The 19,768-nt window shown below is 70.7% G+C and carries 19 protein-coding genes; 14 read left to right on the forward strand and 5 right to left on the reverse strand.

Features of this window, described 5'->3' with window-relative positions; translation table 11 throughout:
- The first annotated feature begins 6 nt into the window (after positions 1–6).
- From ACIBF8_RS01080 to ACIBF8_RS01105, 6 genes are all read left to right on the forward strand, one after another.
- Positions 7–987, forward strand: coding sequence for a ribose-phosphate diphosphokinase (locus ACIBF8_RS01080; protein ID WP_396780292.1), 981 nt, complete (start codon positions 7–9; stop codon positions 985–987).
- A 343-nt stretch (positions 988–1,330) separates the two neighbouring features.
- Complete coding sequence (locus ACIBF8_RS01085; RefSeq protein ID WP_396780293.1) at positions 1,331–2,029, forward strand: 50S ribosomal protein L25/general stress protein Ctc; 699 nt, start codon at positions 1,331–1,333, stop codon at positions 2,027–2,029.
- Between the two features lie 94 nt (positions 2,030–2,123).
- Positions 2,124–2,714, forward strand: coding sequence for an aminoacyl-tRNA hydrolase (pth, locus tag ACIBF8_RS01090; RefSeq protein WP_396780294.1), 591 nt, complete (start codon positions 2,124–2,126; stop codon positions 2,712–2,714).
- A gap of 131 nt (positions 2,715–2,845) precedes the next feature.
- The gene (locus tag ACIBF8_RS01095) at positions 2,846–3,676 is read left to right on the forward strand and encodes an inositol monophosphatase family protein (protein ID WP_396780295.1); all 831 of its coding nucleotides are present in this window, start codon (positions 2,846–2,848) and stop codon (positions 3,674–3,676) included.
- Between the two features lie 73 nt (positions 3,677–3,749).
- Positions 3,750–4,661 carry a sulfate adenylyltransferase subunit CysD gene (gene cysD, locus ACIBF8_RS01100; protein ID WP_396780296.1) on the forward strand — a complete coding sequence of 304 codons (912 nt, stop codon included), beginning with the start codon at positions 3,750–3,752 and terminating at the stop codon, positions 4,659–4,661.
- Positions 4,661–5,989 (forward strand): sulfate adenylyltransferase subunit 1, encoded by a 1,329-nt coding sequence (locus ACIBF8_RS01105; protein WP_396780297.1) that lies wholly within the window; start codon positions 4,661–4,663, stop codon positions 5,987–5,989. The genes cysD and ACIBF8_RS01105 overlap by 1 nt, the downstream gene beginning before the upstream one ends.
- Positions 5,990–6,150: 161 nt before the next feature.
- Here ACIBF8_RS01105 and galK read toward each other — a convergent pair whose 3' ends face one another.
- Positions 6,151–7,320 carry a galactokinase gene (galK, locus tag ACIBF8_RS01110; protein ID WP_396780298.1) on the reverse strand — a complete coding sequence of 390 codons (1,170 nt, stop codon included), beginning with the start codon at positions 7,318–7,320 and terminating at the stop codon, positions 6,151–6,153.
- Positions 7,317–8,300, reverse strand: coding sequence for a UDP-glucose 4-epimerase GalE (gene galE, locus ACIBF8_RS01115; protein WP_396780299.1), 984 nt, complete (start codon positions 8,298–8,300; stop codon positions 7,317–7,319). The genes galK and galE overlap by 4 nt, the downstream gene beginning before the upstream one ends.
- A 196-nt stretch (positions 8,301–8,496) precedes the next feature.
- Between galE and ACIBF8_RS01120 the strand changes: the two genes are divergently transcribed.
- The 6 genes from ACIBF8_RS01120 (at position 8,497) to ACIBF8_RS01145 (ending at position 13,288) form a co-directional block, all read left to right on the forward strand.
- A complete protein-coding gene (locus ACIBF8_RS01120) occupies positions 8,497–9,678 on the forward strand; it encodes a hemolysin family protein (RefSeq protein ID WP_396780300.1) in 1,182 nt (393 codons plus the stop codon).
- A 33-nt stretch (positions 9,679–9,711) separates the two neighbouring features.
- On the forward strand, positions 9,712–10,737 hold the full coding sequence (gene trpS, locus ACIBF8_RS01125; protein WP_396780301.1) for a tryptophan--tRNA ligase: 1,026 nt from the start codon (positions 9,712–9,714) through the stop codon (positions 10,735–10,737).
- Positions 10,738–10,762: 25 nt separating this feature from the next.
- A complete protein-coding gene (locus ACIBF8_RS01130) occupies positions 10,763–11,332 on the forward strand; it encodes a 2'-5' RNA ligase family protein (RefSeq protein ID WP_396780302.1) in 570 nt (189 codons plus the stop codon).
- Positions 11,333–11,411: 79 nt separating this feature from the next.
- Positions 11,412–12,338 carry a YihY/virulence factor BrkB family protein gene (locus tag ACIBF8_RS01135; protein ID WP_396780303.1) on the forward strand — a complete coding sequence of 309 codons (927 nt, stop codon included), beginning with the start codon at positions 11,412–11,414 and terminating at the stop codon, positions 12,336–12,338.
- Entirely contained in the window at positions 12,338–12,724 is a 387-nt protein-coding gene (locus ACIBF8_RS01140) for a GntR family transcriptional regulator (RefSeq protein ID WP_396780304.1), read from the forward strand. Before ACIBF8_RS01135 ends, ACIBF8_RS01140 begins: the two co-directional genes overlap by 1 nt.
- Positions 12,725–12,850: 126 nt before the next feature.
- Complete coding sequence (locus tag ACIBF8_RS01145) at positions 12,851–13,288, forward strand: hypothetical protein (RefSeq protein WP_396780305.1); 438 nt, start codon at positions 12,851–12,853, stop codon at positions 13,286–13,288.
- A gap of 18 nt (positions 13,289–13,306) precedes the next feature.
- Here ACIBF8_RS01145 and ACIBF8_RS01150 read toward each other — a convergent pair whose 3' ends face one another.
- The 3 genes from ACIBF8_RS01150 to ACIBF8_RS01160 all read right to left on the reverse strand — a co-directional run bounded on the left by ACIBF8_RS01150 (position 13,307) and on the right by ACIBF8_RS01160 (position 16,599).
- Entirely contained in the window at positions 13,307–13,678 is a 372-nt protein-coding gene (locus ACIBF8_RS01150; protein ID WP_396780306.1) for a VOC family protein, read from the reverse strand.
- A gap of 207 nt (positions 13,679–13,885) precedes the next feature.
- Positions 13,886–15,520, reverse strand: coding sequence for a glycoside hydrolase family 13 protein (locus ACIBF8_RS01155; protein ID WP_396780307.1), 1,635 nt, complete (start codon positions 15,518–15,520; stop codon positions 13,886–13,888).
- 32 nt (positions 15,521–15,552) lie between these two features.
- On the reverse strand, positions 15,553–16,599 hold the full coding sequence (locus tag ACIBF8_RS01160) for a LacI family DNA-binding transcriptional regulator (protein ID WP_396780308.1): 1,047 nt from the start codon (positions 16,597–16,599) through the stop codon (positions 15,553–15,555).
- 199 nt (positions 16,600–16,798) lie between these two features.
- Between ACIBF8_RS01160 and ACIBF8_RS01165 the strand changes: the two genes are divergently transcribed.
- On the forward strand, positions 16,799–18,046 hold the full coding sequence (locus tag ACIBF8_RS01165) for an extracellular solute-binding protein (protein ID WP_396780309.1): 1,248 nt from the start codon (positions 16,799–16,801) through the stop codon (positions 18,044–18,046).
- Positions 18,046–19,689 carry an ABC transporter permease subunit gene (locus tag ACIBF8_RS01170; RefSeq protein ID WP_396780310.1) on the forward strand — a complete coding sequence of 548 codons (1,644 nt, stop codon included), beginning with the start codon at positions 18,046–18,048 and terminating at the stop codon, positions 19,687–19,689. Before ACIBF8_RS01165 ends, ACIBF8_RS01170 begins: the two co-directional genes overlap by 1 nt.
- Positions 19,690–19,768: the final 79 nt, after the last annotated feature.

Below are 19,768 nucleotides of genomic sequence, written 5' to 3' on the forward strand. Positions count from 1 at the left end.
GGGCCCATGGGCAGCATCGTCGCCGAAAACCGCAAAAGCCTGATGCTCTTTTCCGGACGTGGCTTTCCGGAGTTGGCCAAGGAGATCGGCGAGGTGCTCGGCGTCGCGCCGACCCCGGCCGACGCGTACGAGTTCGCCAACGGCGAGATCTTCGTACGGTTCAAGGATTCGGTGCGTGGTTCGGACGCCTTCGTGGTGCAGTCCGTCACGCACGGGGTGAACACCTGGGTCATGGAGACCCTGATCATGGTGGACGCGCTGAAGCGGGGGTCGGCCAAGCGGATCACCGTGGTGCTGCCGTTCTACCCGTACGCGCGTCAGGACAAGAAGCACCGCGGTCGGGAGCCGATCTCGGCCCGCCTGGTGGCGGACCTGCTGAAGACCGCCGGCGCGAACCGCATTCTCACCGTCGATCTGCACACCGCGCAGATCCAGGGCTTCTTCGACGGTCCGGTGGATCACCTCTTCGCGATGGACATCCTGGCCGAGTACGTGGAGCACAAGTACGCCGGCCGGCCGATGACCGTGGTGGCGCCGGACTCCGGCCGGGTGCGGGTGGCCGAGCGGTGGACCGACCGGTTGGGTGGCTGCCCGCTGGCGTTCATCCACAAGACCCGTGACCCGATGAAGCCGAACCAGGTCGTGGCGAACCGGGTGGTCGGTGAGGTCGAGGGTCGGGTCTGCCTGATCGTCGACGACATGATCGACACCGGTGGCACCATCGCCAAGGCCGCCGCCATCCTCAAGGAGTCGGGTGCGGCGGAGATCGTGGTCGCGTCCACCCACGCGCTGCTCTCCGACCCGGCCACCGAGCGCCTGAAGAACAGCTCGATCAGCGAGATCGTGGTGACCAACACGTTGCCGCTGCCGCCGGAGAAGCAGTTGGACAAGCTGACCGTGTTGTCGATCGCGCCGCTGCTGGCGCGGGCGATCCGGGAGGTCTTCGACGACGGCTCGGTGACCACCCTCTTCGGTGGCCTGAGCTGAGCCGTACGCCGCGTTAGCCCGGATTCCGCCACACGGGCGCGCAGGCGGGACTGGGCTGACAAACTGGCGCAAACGGGGCCGGCACGTCGGTGGGAGCGCCACCGACGCGCCGGTCTTGAGCCGTGATCGGGGACTGCCGGAAACCCTGGAAACAGCTCGGGTAGACTGGTGCGGTTGCCACGGCGAGGGTGCCCGGCGGGCCGCTGAAAAGCGCCGCACGGAGGCACCGTCATCGACGCGGTGCTCCGGGCAGTCGTTCATGACGCATGAGCCCCAGCGAGCCCCTCGCCCCAGCACCGTTAGACGACAAGCCGCCGCAGCGAAAAGCATCAGGAGTTTCCCCGTGTCCGAGGTAAAGATCAGCGCCGAGCCCCGCACCGAGTTCGGCAAGGGTGGTGCCCGCCGTACCCGCCGGGCCGGCAAGGTGCCCGCCGTGCTGTACGGCCACGGCGAGAAGCCCAAGCACATCGCGCTGCCGTCGCGGGAGTTCGCCGCGGCGATCCGCAAGGGCGGTGCCAACCAGCTCTTCGCGATCGACATCACCGACGGCACCCAGGTGCTGGCGCTGCCGAAGGCGATCCAGCGTGACCCGATCCGGGACACCTTCGAGCACGTCGACCTGCTGCTGGTCCGCCGGGGCGAGAAGGTCACCGTCGAGGTTCCGGTTCAGCTGACCGGCGAGGCCGCCCGGGACACCCTGATCGTGCACGACCACGACACCCTCTCGGTGACCGCGGACGCCACCAAGGTTCCGGACCACCTCGAGGCGTCGATCGAGGGCCTGGAGGCGGGCACGCTGGTGACCGCCGGCGATGTCGAGCTGCCGGCCGGCGTCGAGCTGGCCGCCGACTCGGATCTGACCGTGGCGTCGGTGACCGCCGCTCCGACCGCCGAGCAGCTGGAGGCGACGCTGCCCGAGGTCGAGGTGGCCACCGACGAGGCCGAGGCCGAGGTCGGCGAGGGCACCGAGGGCTCCGAGGGCGCGGACGCCGCCCCGGTCGCCGAGGGCGACGAGACGACCGAGGCGCGCACCGAGGCCTGATCGGTTCGTACTGTGCGACAGGCGTCCCCGGAGGTTCGGGGGCGCCTGTCGGCGTATCGGGGGTCGGTGGGGTGGACGTCGGAAGGGACGGGTCGTGACGGACGAGGCGGGGCCGTGGCTGGTGGTCGGCCTGGGCAACCCGGGTCGGGAGTACGCCGGGAACCGGCACAACGTCGGGTTCATGGTGGCCGAGCTGTTGGCCGGGCGGGTGAGCGCGCGGTTCGGCCGGCACAAGCGGGCGGTGGCCGAGGTGGCCGAGGCGCGGCTGGGCTTCGGTGGGCCGAAGCTGGTGCTGGTGAAACCACTGACGTACATGAACCTCTCCGGCGGGCCGGTGGCGGCGCTGGCGCAGTTCTACAAGGTGCCGACGACCCAGGTGATCGCCGTGCACGACGAGCTGGACATCGGGTTCGGCCAGGTGCGGGTCAAGTTCGGCGGCGGTGAGGGCGGGCACAACGGCCTGCGCTCGATGTCGAAGTCGTTGGGCACGAAGGACTACGCCCGGGTGCGGTTCGGCGTCGGCCGACCGCCGGGGCGGCAGGATCCAGCGGATTACGTGCTGTCGGATTTCGGCGCGGCAGAGCGCAAGGAGCTGGATTTCCTGGTGGACCGGGCCGCCGACGTGGTGGAGTCGGTGATCGTCAAGGGCGTGGAGCCGACGCAGAACCTCTACCACGGCAGTTGAGCCGGGCGGGGCGTACCCGATCGATCACGGCGGGCCGGTAGTCTGCGCCTTTCGGCGTGCCGCGACCGGCGACGCGAGTCGCGGCGGATCGGCCCGTGCGGGCAGCGCGGCGAGGCGACGGGAGCGGGCAGATGAGCAGTCCTCCGATGATCGATGGCGCGTTCGCCCGATGGCTGGCGTCCCGGGCTGGGCAGGCACTGCTCGACCTGCGCACCGAGATGGGTTTCGCGGACACCGGCGCGCTCAAGTCGGCCGGGGACAAGGTGTCGCACGACCTGATCCGCACGGAGTTGGCGAAATGGCGTCCGGGGGACGCGGTCCTCTCCGAGGAGGACGAGGGCTCGCGGTTGGCCTGGGCCGCCGAGGTGAACACCGGAGCGGTGTCACGGTTGACCGCGGACCGGGTGTGGATCATCGACCCGTTGGACGGCACCCGCGAGTTCTCCGAGGAGGGCCGCTCGGACTGGGCGGTGCACGTGGCGCTCTGGGCGCGCAACGCGCCGAGTCCGCACGGGCTGGTCGCCGGGGCGGTGGGGCTCCCGGCGCAGCATCGGGTGCTGGGCACGGACTACCCGCCGGCGTACCCGCCGATGACCGTCGAGGCGGCCACGGCCGGCGAGCGGAAGATCCGGCTGGCGGCGAGCCGGAGCCGGCCGCCCGTCTTTCTGACCGATCTGGCCGAGGACGTCGGGGCGCATCTGGTGCCGATGGGCTCGGCCGGCGCGAAGATCGCCGCAGTGGTCACCGGCGAGGTCGACGCCTACATCCACGCCGGTGGGCAGTACGAGTGGGACTCGGCCGCCCCGGTCGCTGTGGCGACGGCCACCGGATTGCACGCTTCCCGGATCGACGGTTCTGCGCTGAAATACAACGAGGCGGATCCGCGCCTGCCCGACCTCCTGGTCTGTCGCAAGGATCTCGCCACCCGGTTGCTTGCAGCGCTGCAGAAACATTCCGGGTAGCCTAAGCGTCTTCTTGACATGCCCGACCGGAAAGGTCTGGAAATCGGATGAGCGAGCGAATCGAGCCCGTGTCATGACCACCCCCGCGGCATATCAGGTCTCCCACCTGGACGCCTTGGAGGCCGAGAGCATCTTCGTGATGCGCGAGGTGGTCGCCGAGATGGAACGCCCGGTGCTGCTCTTCTCCGGTGGCAAGGACTCGATCGTCATGCTGCGGCTGGCGCAGAAGGCGTTCGCCCCGGCCAACATCCCCTTCCCGGTCATGCACGTCGACACCGGGCACAACTTCCCCGAGGTCCTGGAATACCGCGACCAGCGGGTCGCCGAGCTGGGGTTGCAGCTCGTGGTGGCGAGCGTGCCGGAGGCCCTGGCCAGCGGCATGGTCCGGGAGTCCGCCGACGGCATGCGCAACCGGATCCAGACACCGGTGCTGCTGGACGCGGTGGAGAAGCACCGCTTCGACGCGCTGTTCGGCGGCGCCCGCCGCGACGAGGAGAAGGCCCGGGCGAAGGAGCGGGTGTTCAGCTTCCGCGACGAGTTCGGTCAGTGGGACCCGAAGAACCAACGGCCGGAGCTGTGGTCGCTGTACAACGGCCGGCACCACCCGGGCGAGTCGATCCGGGTCTTCCCGCTGTCCAACTGGACCGAGCTGGATGTCTGGCACTACATCGCCCGGGAACGCATCCCGCTGCCGTCGATCTACTACGCACACGAGCGCGAGGTGATCGAGCGGGACGGCATGTTCTACGCCGTCAACGAGTTCTTCCGCCCCCGTGCGGGTGAGGAGCGGTTCAAGGCGCAGGTGCGCTACCGCACCGTCGGCGACGCCTCCTGCACCGCCGCGGTCCGTTCCGACGCGGACACCGTGGAGAAGGTCATCGAGGAGGTGGCGGCCACCCGGATCACCGAGCGCGGCGCCACCCGAGGTGACGACCGGGTCAGCGAGGCCGCCATGGAGGACCGCAAGCGGGAGGGCTACTTCTGATGAGCACCGAGATCGTGGGGTCCGCGAATGCGGAGGCCCGGGCTGTTACCGGGGCCGGGCCGGAGGCCCGGGCTATGGACCTGCTGCGGTTCGCCACCGCCGGCAGCGTGGACGACGGGAAGTCGACCCTGATCGGCCGCCTGCTCTACGACACCAAGTCGCTCTTCACCGACCAGTTGGCCGCCGTGGAGGCGGTCAGCGCGGCCCGCGGTGACGAATACACCAACCTGGCGCTGCTCACCGACGGTCTGCGGGCCGAGCGGGAGCAGGGCATCACCATCGACGTGGCATACCGCTACTTCGCCACCCCGCGCCGCAAGTTCATCATCGCGGACACGCCGGGCCACATCCAGTACACCCGCAACATGGTCACCGGGGCGTCGACCGCTGATCTGGCGTTGATCCTGGTGGACGCGCGCAAGGGCCTGGTCGAGCAGTCCCGCCGGCACGCGTTCCTGTGCTCGCTGCTGCGGGTGCCGCACCTGGTCCTCTGTGTCAACAAGATGGACCTGGTGGACTGGTCGCAGGAGGTCTACGAGCGGATCGCCGACGAGTTCACCGCGTTCGCGGCGAAGCTCGACGTACCGGACCTCACCGTGGTGCCGATCTCCGCGTTGCGCGGCGACAACATCGTCACCCGATCGGACAACATGCCCTGGTACGAGGGCCCGTCGCTGCTGCACCACCTGGAGCGGGTGCACATCGCGAGCGACCGCAACCTGGTCGACGTCCGGTTCCCGGTGCAGTACGTGATCCGTCCGCAGTCCACCACGGTCACCGACTATCGCGGTTACGCCGGTCAGGTCGCCTCCGGCGTGCTGAAGCCGGGTGACGAGGTGATGGTGCTGCCCTCCGGCTTCACCAGCCGGATCGCCGCCGTGGAGACCGCCGACGGTCCGGTCCCGGAGGCGTTCCCGCCGATGTCAGTGACGGTACGACTGGCCGACGAGATCGACATCTCGCGGGGTGACCTGATCTGTCGGCCGAACAACGCACCGGCGGTGGCCCAGGACATCGAGGCGATGGTCTGCTGGATGGACGAGACGGCACCCCTGCGGGTCGGCGGCCGGTACGCGATCAAGCACACCACCCGCTCGGCGCGGGCGATCGTGCGCGGGCTGCACTACCGGCTGGACATCAACTCGCTGCACCGCGACGAGTCGGCCGACGAGCTGCGGCTCAACGAGATCGGCCGGGTGCGGCTGCGCACCACGGTGCCGCTGCTGGCCGACGAGTACCGCCGCAACCGCACCACCGGAGGCTTCGTCATCATCGACGAGGCAACCAACCGCACGGTAGGCGCCGCCATGATCGTCGAAGCCTCCTAACCCACCCCCACCCCCTACCCTCCCCACCGGCCCCCCCCGCGACCCCCCACCGGTGATCAAGAGGTTTTCGTCAGGATGTGGGCGTGAATTGACGCAAACCTCTTGATCAACCTGGTTGGGGGCAGGGCGGGGCAGGGCAGGGCAGGCGGGGGGTGGGGGGGTTAGGGCAGGCGGGTGGCGCCGGGGGAGGGGAGGACCGTCACGGTGGTGGGGGCGGTGAAACCTCGTTCTGCGTACGCGCTGGTGACGGCGGCGGTCACGGCATCGGCCCGGTCGGCCTCGATCAGCGCCAGCACGCACCCGCCGAAGCCACCGCCGGTCATCCGCGCGCCCAGCGCACCGGCCGCCAACGCCGCCTCGACCGCGGTGTCGATCTCCGGCACGGTGATCTCGAAGTCGTCGCGCATCGAGACGTGGGAGGCCGTCAGCAGCGGGCCGATGTCGCGGACCCGGGCGTCGCGAAGGAGCGCCACCGTGTCGAGTACCCGCTGGTCCTCGGTCACCACGTGCCGGACCCGTCGCCGGGTCTCCTCGTCGTCGAGCTGAGCCAACGCGGCGTCGAGCTGGTCGATGCCCACGTCCCGCAGCGCGGTCACCCCGAGCGCACTCGCGCCGGCCTCGCAGGATCGGCGGCGGGCCGCGTACTCCCCGTCCGCGTGTCGGTGCGGCGCCCGGCTGTCGATCACGAGCACCGCCAGCCCGGCGGCCGCCAGGTCGAACGGGATGTGCTCGACCGACTCGTCCCGGCAGTCCAGGAAGAGGGCGTGCCCAGCGCGGCAGCGGATCGACGCAGACTGGTCCATGATGCCGGTCGGCGCGCCCACGTAGACGTTCTCCGCCCGCTGGGCCAGCCGGGGTTGCAGCTCCGCGGCCAGCTCCAACCCGCCGAGGTCGAGCAGGGCGGCCAGCACGGCCGACTCCAGCGCGGCCGAGGAGGACAACCCGGAGCCCAGCGGCACGTCGGAGGCGATCGCCAGCCGGGCGCCCGGCACCGGATGACCCGCCTCGCGCAGCGCCCAGACCACACCCGCGACGTACGCGCCCCAGTCGGTGACCCGCCCCGGCTCGGCGACGTCGTCCGCGCCGAAGGTGATCGCCTCGCCGGAGAGCTCGGACCAGACCGTCCAGCGCTCCCCGTCCTGCCGGTCAGCCGCGACGACGGTACGCATCGGCAGCGCGAACGGCAGCACGAAGCCATCGTTGTAGTCGGTGTGCTCGCCGATCAGGTTGACCCGGCCGGGAGCCGCCCAGCGGCCGGAAGCCCGACCGCCGAACTGCGCGGTGAAGCCGGCGGCGGCCCGCTCGGCGACGTCACCGGTGGGCTGGGTCATGACCTCTCCAGGATGTGTGCGCGGTAGAAGGCCCAGGCGTCCCCGACCATGTCGTGCAGGGTCGGCTTCTGCGGCACCCAGCCCAGCTCCTCGCGGGCCAGCGCGGAGGACGCGACCAACTCGGCCGGGTCGCCCTCGCGGCGCGGTGCGACCTCGACGGGCAGTTGGTGCCCGGTGACCTCGCGGACCACGTCGACGACCTGCCGGTTGGTGAACCCGTTGCCGTTGCCCAGGTTGTAGATGCGGTGTTGGCCGCTGGTTGCCGCGTCCAGCGCCAGCAGGTGCGCGCGGGCCAGATCGGCGACGTGGATGTAGTCGCGGACGCAGGTACCGTCGACGGTGGGGTAGTCGTCCCCGAAGAGCTGAAGTTTCTCCCGCCGGCCGGCGGCGACGTCCAGCGCGATCGGGATCAGGTGCGTCTCCGGGTCGTGCCGCTCGCCGAGCGTGACGTCACCGTCGAGGTGGGCGCCCGCCACGTTGAAGTAGCGCAGCGACACGGCGGCCAGCCCGTGCGCGATCGCCTCGGAGGTGAGCGCCATGTCGACGGCGAGCTTGGTGGCACCGTACGTGTTGGTGGGGGCCTTGACCGCGTTCTCGCTGATGGGCAGCTCGGTGGGGTTGCCGTAGACGGCGGCGGTGGAGGAGAAGACCATCCGGGGCACCCCGGCTGCCCGGACCGCGTCGATCAGGGCGAGCGAGCCGATGGTGTTGGTCTGCCAGTACAGCTCCGGCTTGACCATCGACTCGCCGGCGGCGATCAGAGCGGCGAAGTGCAGCACCCCGTCGAAGCCGGCATCCGCGGTGATGACGCGGGCGGCGTCGTGGATGGACGCCTCGACATGGGTCGCGTCCGGGGCGAGGGCCGCGCGGTGTCCGGTGCGCAGGTCGTCCAGGATGACCACCTGGTGGCCGGCGTCGAGCAGCATCCGGGTCACCACGCTTCCGATGAAGCCGGCGCCCCCGGTGACGAGCAGTTTCACGTCGTTGCCTCCTGCCTGGCCCGCCCGGGACGGTGCCCTCCGGTGATCACACTAGGGCGGTGGCTGACAGCCGCGCCGATACCCCCGTGAAACCCCATTCCATCATAATCTCTCACGTTTAAACAGAGCCGAACATCCGCGGGTCGCTCCGCGTGATCCCCGATGCGGTGGGCCCACGGTGTCTACCATCTCTGTCATGCGGGAAGCGGCCCGTACCGGGCTCCGGCGACACGCGCGGGTGCACCCCCGTCGCGACCCCGGCCCGCTCGCCCGGGCCGTCGCCCGGATGCTGGTCCGCGCCGCAGATGGTGCCACCCGACTCGTCACCGATCTGCTCGGCACCGGTCCGGCGGCCGGCCGGGAGCGCATCTCGGAGGCCGACCTGCGGGATCTGGTCGCGGCGAACACGGTGCTCGACCCGGACGAGCGGCGGATCATCGACGAGGTCCTGGTGGCCGGTGCCAGTCTGATCCGCGAGGTGATGATGCCGCGTACCGAGGTGGTCTTCCTCCCGGCCCGGTTGACCATCGTCGAGGCCGCTCGACTGGTCCGCACCGAAACGCACACCCGCTACCCGGTCACCGACGGCACCCACGACGACGTGGTCGGCTTCGTACACCTCCGTGACGTGCTGCTGCGTCCGGACGCGGACCCGTGCGTCACCGTCGGGGAGCTGGCCCGGGAGGTGAAGCGGCTGCCCGGCAGCAAACGGGTGCTCGCCGCGCTGACCGAGATGCGCCGGGAGGGCCAGCACCTCGCGGTGGTGGTCGACGAGTACGGCGGTACGGCCGGGATCATCACCCTGGAGGATCTCGTCGAGGAGCTGATCGGTGAGATCCACGACGAGTACGACGCCGCTCCGGACCCGGTGCACGATGGCCTACCCGCCGTGGTGGACGGCCGCCTCAACCTCGCCGACTTCGCCGAACGGACCGGGGTGGCGCTGCCCGCCGGCCCGTACGAGACGGTGGGCGGGTTCGTGATGGCCGCGCTGGGCCGACTCCCGGTGACCGGCGACGAGGTGCCGGTGCCCGGTGAACCCGCGGACATCGGCGCGTCTGGTCCGGCCGATCTGCCGGCCGGCTGGCTGCTGCGGGTGCTCACCTTGGACGGCCGCCGGGTGGCCCGGCTCGCGGTCTCCGCCGCGCGCCCGACCGAGCAGCGCCGCGAGCACAGCCCCGAGCAGCGCCGCGAGCACAGCCCCGAGCAGGACACCGGGCAGCGCCGTGAACACGGCACCGAGCAGGCCCGGGAGGCGGTGGCGGGGCAGCACCGGCGGGTCGCGGCCGGGCCGACGCGCCGGGTCGGTGCGGGCGAGCCACGCGAGGTCAGCAGCCCGGCACCGGCGGGCCGGAGCCGACCCGCCGGCCCGTCATGACGGACCGGGTTGCTTGCTGACAGAATTATCGCCATGTCCGACGTTCCCGCCCGGCCCCGCGTCTTCTCCGGCATCCAGCCGACAGCCGACTCGTTCCACCTCGGCAACTATCTGGGCGCCGTGCGGCACTGGGTGGCACTACAGGACACGCACGACGCGTTCTACTGCGTGGTCGACCTGCACGCCATCACCGCGGGGCACGACCCGGCGCTGCTGCGCCAGCGGACCCGGGTGGCGGCGGCCCAGCTCTTCGCGGTCGGGCTCGACCCGGAACGCAGCACCCTGTTCGTTCAGTCGCAGGTGCCCGAGCACCCGCAGTTGGCCTGGGTGCTCGGCTGCATCACCGGCTTCGGCGAGGCCAGCCGGATGACCCAGTTCAAGGACAAGTCGCAGAAGCAGGGCAACGAGCGGTCCAGCGTCGGGCTGTTCACCTACCCGATCCTGCAGGCCGCCGACATCCTGCTCTACCAGGCCAACGCGGTGCCGGTCGGTGAGGACCAGCGCCAGCACCTGGAGCTCTCCCGCGATCTGGCCCAGCGGTTCAACTCGCTGTTCGGCGCGACGTTCACGGTGCCCGCGCCGCACATCGTCAAGGACACTGCCAAGATCACCGACCTCCAGGACCCGACCGCGAAGATGTCGAAGTCGTCGTCCTCGCCGGCCGGCATCATCGACCTGCTCGAAGATCCGGCCCGGTCCGCCAAGAAGATCCGCTCGGCGGTGACCGACACCGGTCGGGAGATCGTCTTCGACGCCGAGACCAAGCCGGGTGTGTCCAACCTGTTGACCATCTACTCGGCGCTCAGCGGCCGGAGCATCGACGAGCTGGTGGCCGCGTACGCGGGCCGTGGCTACGGCGACCTGAAGAAGGAGCTGGCCGAGGTGGTGGCCGACTTCGTCCGCCCGATCCAGGAGCGCACCCGCTCCTACCTCGATGACCCGGCGCAGCTGGACAAGCTGCTCGCGGCTGGCGCGGAGAAGGCCCGTGCGGTGGCCGCGACGACCCTGCGGTCCGCGTACGAGCGGGTCGGGTTCTTCCCGCCCGTGCGCGGCGAGTAGCTCCGCGGTACAGGTGGACGGGTCGGTGGTCGGAGGGGCGGCGCGAAGCGTGGATCGCAGTGGCGGGGTGCCGCCGACCGGCGACACCATCCAGATCGGCATCGCCGTGGACATCCCCGAGCCGTGGGGTGCCCAGCTCACCCGGCGGCGGGTCGAGGCCGGTGATCCGCTGGCGGTGCCCGCGCACGTGACGTTGCTCGGGCCCACCGAGATCCAGACGGCCAACCTGCCCGCGGTCGAGCGGCACCTGGCTGCCGTCGCCGCCGCGCACCTGCCGTTCACGCTGCACCTGCGAGGCACCGGCACGTTCCGTCCGGTCACCCAGGTGGTGTTCGTCGCGGTGGCCGCCGGGATCAGCGAATGCGAGCTGCTGGCCGCGGCCATCGCCGCGGCGCCGGGCCTGCACCGCGAGCTCCGGTTCCCGTACCATCCGCACGTCACCGTGGCACAGGACGTGGCACCGGAGGCCCTGGACAAGGTGTACGAGGATCTGGCCGACTTCTCCGCGATGTTCGAGGTCGACGCGTTCACCCTCTTCTCGCACAGCGGGCAGGCCCGGTGGCAGCCGCGTCGGGACTTCTGCCTCGGCAACTGAGCCGTCGGCGACGCGCCGGCCGGCGAGCATCGGAAGCCGGTTGCCCCTACAGCGGTCGGAGATCGGCGAGGATGATCGCGTGAACGTGATCGGCCGGATCGAGGCGGGCATCGACCGCTGGGTGAGCGCCGCGCGCCACCGGTCGGGGATTTTCGATCATGTGTGGCGGGCCGGCGCGCTGTACGCCGAGGTGCTGGCCGGGCGGTTGGCCGCCGCGATCGCCTACTACGGTTTCTTCGCGGTGTTCGCGCTGGCCCTGGTCGCGTACTCGATCTTCGGCGCCATCCTCGAGGACAACGACGAGGTGAGCGCGGCAGCGGCCGACTTCCTCAAGGAGAACCTGCCGTTCCTGGACGCCCAGCAGATCGCCAACTCCAGCGGCACGGTCGGTGTGGTCGGCCTGGTCATCCTGGTCTTCACCGGCATCGGCTGGGTGGAGGCCATCCGGTCCTCCCAGCGGTTGATGTACGCGCTCAACCAGCAGCCCGGCAACCTGGTGGTGCGGCGGCTCGTCGACCTGGGCGTGATGATCGGCATCTTCGTGCTGCTCGGTGTCTCGGTCGCGGCGGTGGACGCGCTGGAGTCGCTGCTGGGTTTTCTGCTGCGCAGCACCGGGTCGGTGGGTCTGACCACGATCAGCGCGGTGCTCAGCGTGCTGGTCAACACCGTGCTCGCCACCGCGTTGCTGCTCGCCGTGCCCCGGCTGCGGATGAGCCGGTCCCGGCTGCGCCCGGTGGTGGTGCTGGTGGCGGTCGGCATCACGCTGCTGAACACCGTGGGGCGGTACTACGTGGTGCGTACCGAGCGGAATCCGGCGTACACGGTGGTGGCCGGCGCCGTCGGTCTGCTGCTCTACCTCTACCTGCTCAACCAGCTGGTGCTGTTCGGCGCGGCGCTGCTCGCGACCAGCACCAACGGCCGGGTGGTGGACCTGGCGGAGACCCCCGCCCCACCGAAGGACGTCGACGAGGGCATCGACCCCGGTGCACCGGGCGGGGCGGGCTGATGGCGGAGGTGCCGGACGTGCTGATCATGGTCGACCCGGACTCGCCGGTGCCCCCGTACGAGCAGGTGCGGGTGCAGCTCGCCGAGCTGATCGGGGACGGCCGGTTGCCGGTGGGCAGCCGGCTGCCCACCGTCCGGCAGCTCGCCGCCGACCTGCGGTTGGCCGCGAACACGGTGGCCCGCGCCTACCGGGAGTTGGAAACGACCGGGTTGCTGGAGACCCGGGGGCGCAACGGCACCTTCGTCGCACCCGGCCGGGACGACGCCGTCGACCGGCTGCACCGGGTTGCCGTCGAGTACGCCGCCGAGGCCCGGCGGCTGGGCGTCCCCCCGGACCGTGCTGTCGCTCTCGTCCGCGCTGCCGTCGACGCCACCCGGCACGACTGAGCGAACGCGCGCTGACTCGGAGCGGTGCCTCGTCGGGCCGCTGAACGGACGCCGATCGACCGCCGGATGGGCGGTAACTGAGGAGAAAGGGCGTCGGCGCTCGCGTTTGCCGACCATGATGAGCGCGTGGGCGCACTCATGACACTGGACCTGCCGTCCGACTCGCCGCTCCTCGGCCTGCCGTGGATCATCACCTTCGGTCCGCTCGGCGACCTCGACGAGTGGGAGCCGGTGGTCTGCGGGCCGTACGAGCGACCGCACGCGTTGGCCCTGGCCGAGGCGGTGGTGGCCGAGGAACAGCTGATGGCCGTGGTGGAGCCGCTGCTGCCGGCGCTGTCCGCCGACGAGATCCGCAGTGAGATCGCCGCCGCGCAGGTCGCCGCCGCGGACGAGGCCCGCCAGGTGGAGGGGGCCGACCTGTACGGGGACTTCGAGGACGTGATCGACGAGGAGTTGGACGCGGCGGCCGACGAGGCGGGCCACGGTGAGCCCGCCGAGCCGCCGGACGAGGCCGAGGTACGCGCCGGCTTCACCCGGATCGCGGCGTTGCTCACCGCGAAGTGAACCGCTCACCCGTCGGCGTCAGCGGGCCGGCGGGGCGTCCAGCACGCAGAACTCGTTGCCCTCGGGGTCGGCGAGCACCGTGAACCGTTCGGTGCCGGTCTGCCCGACGTCGACCGGACGCGCCCCCAGGCTCAGCAGTCGCCGTACCTCGGCCTGCGGGGCGCCATCCGCGACCAGGTCGAGATGCAGCCGGTTCTTGCCCCGCTTGGGGGTGCCCGAGCCCTGCAACCACACGGTGGGCGCGGTGGGGGACGACTGCCCGGGTGGCCAGAGCTTGGCGCTGCCGTCGTCGCCCTGCTCGACCTCGTAGCCGAGCGCCGCGGACCAGAACGCGACCATCACGTCCAGATTCTCGACGTCGATCGTGCACTGCGCCATCCGTACCACCATGGGGTCACCTCCGTTACGACGGTGCTCGATGCGGTACCCGCGACGGCGACGGGTCACACCAGCGGCCACCTACGGACACCGGCGCCGCACGGAGCGGACTCCGCGCGGCGCCGGTGGCACCTCACCCCCCACCACAAGGGGCCGGTAGCCCAGTCGCCCGTCGGCGCGGGGCACGACGAACGACCAGGTCGAGTGGGAGTTACCCGTTCAGCGCTGTTCCAACCAGACTGCCGCGTCAATTGGCAACAGCAGACCGGAACCCTGCTCGGTGAGCGCGTCGCTGGCGACGAGCGGCTGACCGTACCCGTCGATCAGGACCGGTGCGCCGCTGAGGTTGACCACGCAGGTCAGCGTGCTCGCACCGGCGGTACGGGCGAAGGCCAGCACGCCCGGCTCCGTCTCCAGCCAGCTGACCCCGTCGGCGTCGACGGCCAGCGCGGGGTGAACGTGGCGGATCCGCAGCGCGGCCCGGTACAGCTCCAGCGTGGAGCCGGGCACGTCGGTCTGCGCGGTGACCGACAGCTCCTGCCAGCGGGCCGGGGCGGGTAGCCAGCTCAGCTCGCTGCCGGCCGGCCCGAACCCGTACGGAGCCAGCTCGCCGCTCCACGGGATGGGCACCCGGCAGCCGTCGCGGCTCTCGCCGGTGCGCAGGAACGCCGGGTCCTGGCGCAGCTCGTCGGGAAGGTCGAGGACCTCCGGCAGGCCCAGTTCCTCGCCCTGGTAGAGGTAGGCGCAGCCGGGCAGGGCCAGCATCAGCAGGCTCGCGGCCCGGGCACGGCGCAGCCCTTCGGGGCCGTCGCCGTAGCGGGTGACGTGCCGCTGCTTGTCGTGGTTGGACAGCACCCAGGTGGTGGGTGCCCCGACCACTGTCGCCTCGGCCAACGCCGTGTCGATCACCTTGCGGAACGAGTCGGCCGACCAGGTGGCGTCGAGGAAGTCGAAGCTGAACGCCTGGTGCAGCTCGTCCGGGCCGATGTAGCGGGCCAGCCGCTGGGGCGTCTCGGCCCACGCCTCGGCGACCGCCATCCGACCGCCCGGGTAGCTGTCCAGGATGGGCCGCCAGGCCCGGTAGATCTCGTGCACCTCGTCCTGGTCGAAGTAGGGCAGCCGGCCCTTGCCGAGCAGTTCGACCTGGCGCTGGCCGGTGGTCATCGAGTTGAAGCCGACGTCGGGCAGCCCGTCCGCCTTGATCATGCCGTGCGCCACGTCGATCCGGAATCCGTCCACGCCCCGGTCCAGCCAGAACCGCAGTACGTCCTCGAACTCGGCGCGGACCTCGGGGTGGCGCCAGTTCAGGTCCGGCTGAGCCGGGTCGAACAGGTGCAGATACCACTGACCGTCCGCGACCCGGGTCCAGGCCGGGCCGCCGAAGATGCTCTCCCAGTCGTTCGGGGGCAGCTCGCCGTGCGCGCCCTGGCCGTCGGCGAAGAGGTAGCGAGCCCGTTGCGGTGAGCCGGGGCCGGCGGCGAGCGCGGCGGTGAACCAGGGGTGCGCGCTGGAGGTGTGGTTGGGCACCAGGTCGACGATGATGCGCAGGCCGTGGGCGTGCGCGTCGGTGATCATCGCGTCGAAGTCGTCGAGGGTGCCGAACATCGGGTCGACATCCCGGTAGTCGGCCACGTCGTACCCGCCGTCGATCATCGGCGAGGTGTAGAAGGGGGTCAGCCAGAGCGCGTCCACCCCGAGGTCGCGCAGGTACGGCAGGCGCTGCCGGATGCCCTGGAGGTCGCCGGTGCCGTCGCCGTCGCTGTCGGCGAAGCTGCGGACGTACACCTGGTAGACGACTGCGGCACGCCACCAGTCGTCGTCGGTGGTGTGCGGTGGGGTGGTGGCGCTGATCATTCGAGCAATATGCCGGCCTGGCGCTGCAAGAGTCAAGCAGTTCTTGCGTAAGCGAGGCGGGCGGAACTCGGCGCTACCGCGGTGGAGCCGCGCACCACCAGCTCCGGACGGAACAGATACTCCGAGTGCGGGGCGCCGTGCCCGTTGATCTCGTCCACCAGGGCTCGGACGGCGGCAACCGCCATCGCGGTGACCGGCTGCCGCATGGTGGTCAGCGGTGGGTCGGTGAAGGCCATCAGTGGCGAGTCGTCGTAGCCGACCACGGAGAGGCCGTCGGGCACGTTGCGGCCGCGTTGGCGGGCAGCCCGGATCGCGCCGAGCGCCATCAGGTCGGACCCGCAGACCACGCCGGTGACGCCGCGGTCCAGCAGTCGGCCGGCCGCCGCCTCGCCACCCTCCACTCCGAACAGGGACAGCTCGGCCAGGGGGTCCAGGTCGGCTTCGGCCACGCCAGCCAGGCGGGTCATCGCGGAGCGCCAGCCGGCCACCTTGCGCTGCACCGGAACGAACCGGTCCGGGCCGGTGATCAGGCCGATCCGCCGGTGCCCGAGCGCGACCAGGTGGGCGACGGCCAGCTCGGCCGCCTCCCGGTCGTCGCAGGAGACGAAGGGCGCGCCGATGCCGGGCACGTATCCGTTGATCATCACGACCGGCAGCGGCCGGGCGAGCAGCGCCCGGTAGCGATCGTGGTTGGCGGCGGTGTCCGCGTGCAGGCCGGAGACGAAGACGATCCCGGAGACCTGCCGGTCCAGCAGCATCTCCACGTACTCGTCCTCGGTCACGCCGCCCGCGGTCTGGGTGCAGAGCACCGGGGTGAACCCGCTCTGCGCCAGCGTCGACTCGATGACCTGGGCGAAGGCGGGGAAGATCGGGTTGTCCAACTCGGGCACCACCAGGCCGACCAGCCCCGCGCTGCGCTTGCGCAGTCGGGCGGGGCGCTCGTATCCGAGCACGTCGAGGGCGGTGAGAACGGCCTGCCGGGTCTCCGGTGCCACGCCGGGGCGGTCGTTGAGCACCCGCGACACCGTGGCCTCGCTGACTTCGGCCTGCTGGGCGATGTCGGACAGTCGAGCGCGCATGGCGGCACTTTAGCCCACCGGCAAGTTCTTGCGGGGTGCTCTGCAAGCCCTTCCATAATCTGCAACGTCTTGCTAACGTCCCCGCAACATGCGAGAGCAGCGGCGCAACGTCGATGCGCCGGTTGGCAAGAACTTCCAGAGGTTTCCACTGGCGGGCCGTCCTTCCCCCGGCGGACCCGCCATGACGACAGGAGTACCGATGCGCATCCGTACCGCGGGTGTGGTCGCCCTCTTCGCCCTGGCGCTCGCCGCCTCGGGCTGCGGTGGCGACAGCGACGAACCGGCCGCGAAGGAAACCCCCAAGGCCGCGGGCAGCAAACTGGTGATCTGGGCGGACGACAAGCGGACCGCCGCCCTCAAGCCGTTCGCCGAGAAGTTCGGCCAGGAGAACGGCGTCACCGTCGAGGTCCAAGCCGTCAGCAAGGACCTGCAGACCAACTTCGTCACCGCGTCCCAGCAGGGCAGCGGCCCGGACGTGGTGGTCGGCGCGCACGACTGGATCGGCAACCTGGTGCAGAACGGTGCCATCGACCCGGTGCAGCTCGCCGCCGACCAGAAGAGCGCGTTCAACCCGACCGCCATCAAGGCGGTCACCTTCAACGGCCAGCTCTACGGCGTGCCGTACGCGCAGGAGAACCTGGCGCTGATCCGCAACACCGAGCTGGCCCCCGAGGCGCCGAAGACCATTGAGGACCTGGTGGCCAGCGGCAAGAGGCTCAAGACGGCCAAGAAGGCCACCGAGACGCTCTGCCTCCAGGTCGGCCAGAACGGCGACGCGTACCACATCTACCCGCTGTACACCTCGGCCGGCGGTTACCTCTTCGGCACCGGCGCCAACGGCGACTACGACCCGAAGGACCTGGGCGTGGGCAAGCCCGAGTCCATCGCGGCCTTCAAGAAGATCGCGGCACTCGGCGAGAAGGGCGCGGGTGTGCTCAAGCGCTCCATCGCGGACACCAACTCGATCGCCACCTTCACCGGCAAGAAGTGCGCGTACCTGGTTTCCGGCCCGTGGGCGGTGGCCGACGTCAAGAAGGCCAACATCAAGTACGACATCTCGGCGATCCCCGGCTTCGCCGGCGGCAAGGAGGCCCAGCCGTTCGTCGGCGTGCAGGCGTTCTACGTCGCCGCCAAGGGCAAGAACAAGGCGTTGGCGCAGGAGTTCGTGGCCAACTACACCACCACGCCCGAGCTGGCCGTGGCGCTGTACCACGCCGAGGCCCGGCCGCCGGCGCTGACCACCGCCCTCGACCAGGTCAAGGGCACCGACCCGGACCTGGCCAAGTTCCAGGAGGCGGGCAAGAACGGGCAGGTGCTGCCGGCCATTCCGGCGATGGCCGCGATCTGGGACCCGTTCGGCAAGGCCGAGGCCGCCGTCATCGGTGGGGCAGACCCGACCAGCACCATCACCGCGGCCGGCAAGGCCATCTCCGGCCAGATCAAGTAATGAGTACGCCGCTGTCCGGCCCGGGGTCTGCCACGCAGGCTCCGGGCCGGGAGCCCGCCCGCTCCCGCCTTCCGCGCTCACGTCCGTCGCGCACCCGCCAGGACGCGCCGATCACCCTGACCGGCCTCGCCGGCAAGGTGCTCCTGCTCGGCCTGACCGCCGGTGTCGCGGTCTGGGCGGCCTTTCCGCTCATCTCCGCCGAAATGTGGGCCGGACTGGCACTGCTGGCGGCGGCCACCGCCGGGCTGTTCTACCTGTACCTCACCCGCCGGCACATCCCGGCCAAGTACCTGGTTCCGGGCACCCTGTTCCTGATCGCCTTCCAGGTCTTCCCGGTCCTCTACACCGCCAGCACCGCCTTCACCAACTTCGGGGACGGGCACCGGGGCAGCAAGGACGATGCGATCGTCGCCATCGGGTCCTCGTCGGTCGCCCAGGTACCCGGATCCGCCGAGTACGCCCTGTCGATCGCCACGACGGGCGACCCGGCCACCGGTCCGCTGGTCTTCCTGGTCACCGACCCAGCCACCGGCGCGGTCTCCGTCGGCGACACCGCCGGGCTGCGCCAACTCGATGCCGCCGACGTCACGGTCGCCACCGGCGGCAGGGTCACCGCCGCCGACGGGTACACCGTGCTGAACGTCGGCCAGGCCAGCGTCCGCAGCAAGGAGATCACCGACCTGGTGGTGCCCACCCCCGGCGGCGCGCTGCGCTCCAGTGGCCTGTCCCGCGCCTACGAGGGCAAGGCGGTGCGGGCGTACGAGGCGGGCTGCGACTGCATCCGGGACACCGAGACCGGGCAGACCTGGACCGCCGACGAAGAGGCGGGCGCCTTCGTCGCCGCCGACGGTGAGCGGCTGGCCCAGGGCTGGAAGGTCAACGTCGGCCTGCGCAACTTCACCCGCGTGCTCACCGACGAGAACATCTCCGGCCCGTTCCTCAGCACTCTCGGGTGGAACTTCGGCTTCGCCATCGCCTCCACCGGGGGAACATTCCTGCTCGGCATGCTGATCGCCCTGGTGCTGCACGCACCCCGGATGCGCGGCACCAACCTCTACCGGGTGGTGCTGGTACTGCCGTACGCCATGCCGTCATTCGCGATGCTGCTGGCGTGGCGGGACATGTTCAATGCGGACTTCGGTCTGATCAACAGTCTGTTCGGGGTCAATGTGGACTGGTTCGGGCAGGCGTGGACGGCCCGCTTCGCGGTCATCCTGGTGCAGCTCTGGCTCGGCTACCCGTACATGTTCCTGGTCGCCACCGGCGCGTTGCAGGCCATCCCGCGCGAGCTGACCGAGGCCACCTCGGTCGACGGGGCCTCGCCCTGGCAGTCCTTCCGGGCGGTCACCCTGCCACTGCTGCTGGTCGCGCTCTCCCCGCTGCTGATCTCGTCGTTCGCCTTCAACTTCAACAACTTCAACGCGATCTACCTGACCACGGAGGGCGCGCCCTTCCCCGCCGACAACCCGGCCAACGGAGCCACCGACCTGCTCATCACGTACACCTATCGGCTGGCCTTCGGCGGGCAGGGCGCGCAGTTCGGTTTCGCCGCCGCGATCTCGCTGTTCATCTTCGCCATCGTCGCGGTGGTCTCCGCGGTCAGCTTCCGGCGGACCCGCAAGCAGGAAGAGGTGTACGCGTGAGCGCGAGGAGTGAGCTTGCGAGCCCCGCAGTCGCGAACAGAAGGGGGATCGCGTGAGCGCGAGGAGTGAGCTTGCGAGC

Source organism: Micromonospora sp. NPDC050276 (genome assembly GCF_044459545.1).
Lineage (GTDB): Bacteria > Actinomycetota > Actinomycetes > Mycobacteriales > Micromonosporaceae > Micromonospora.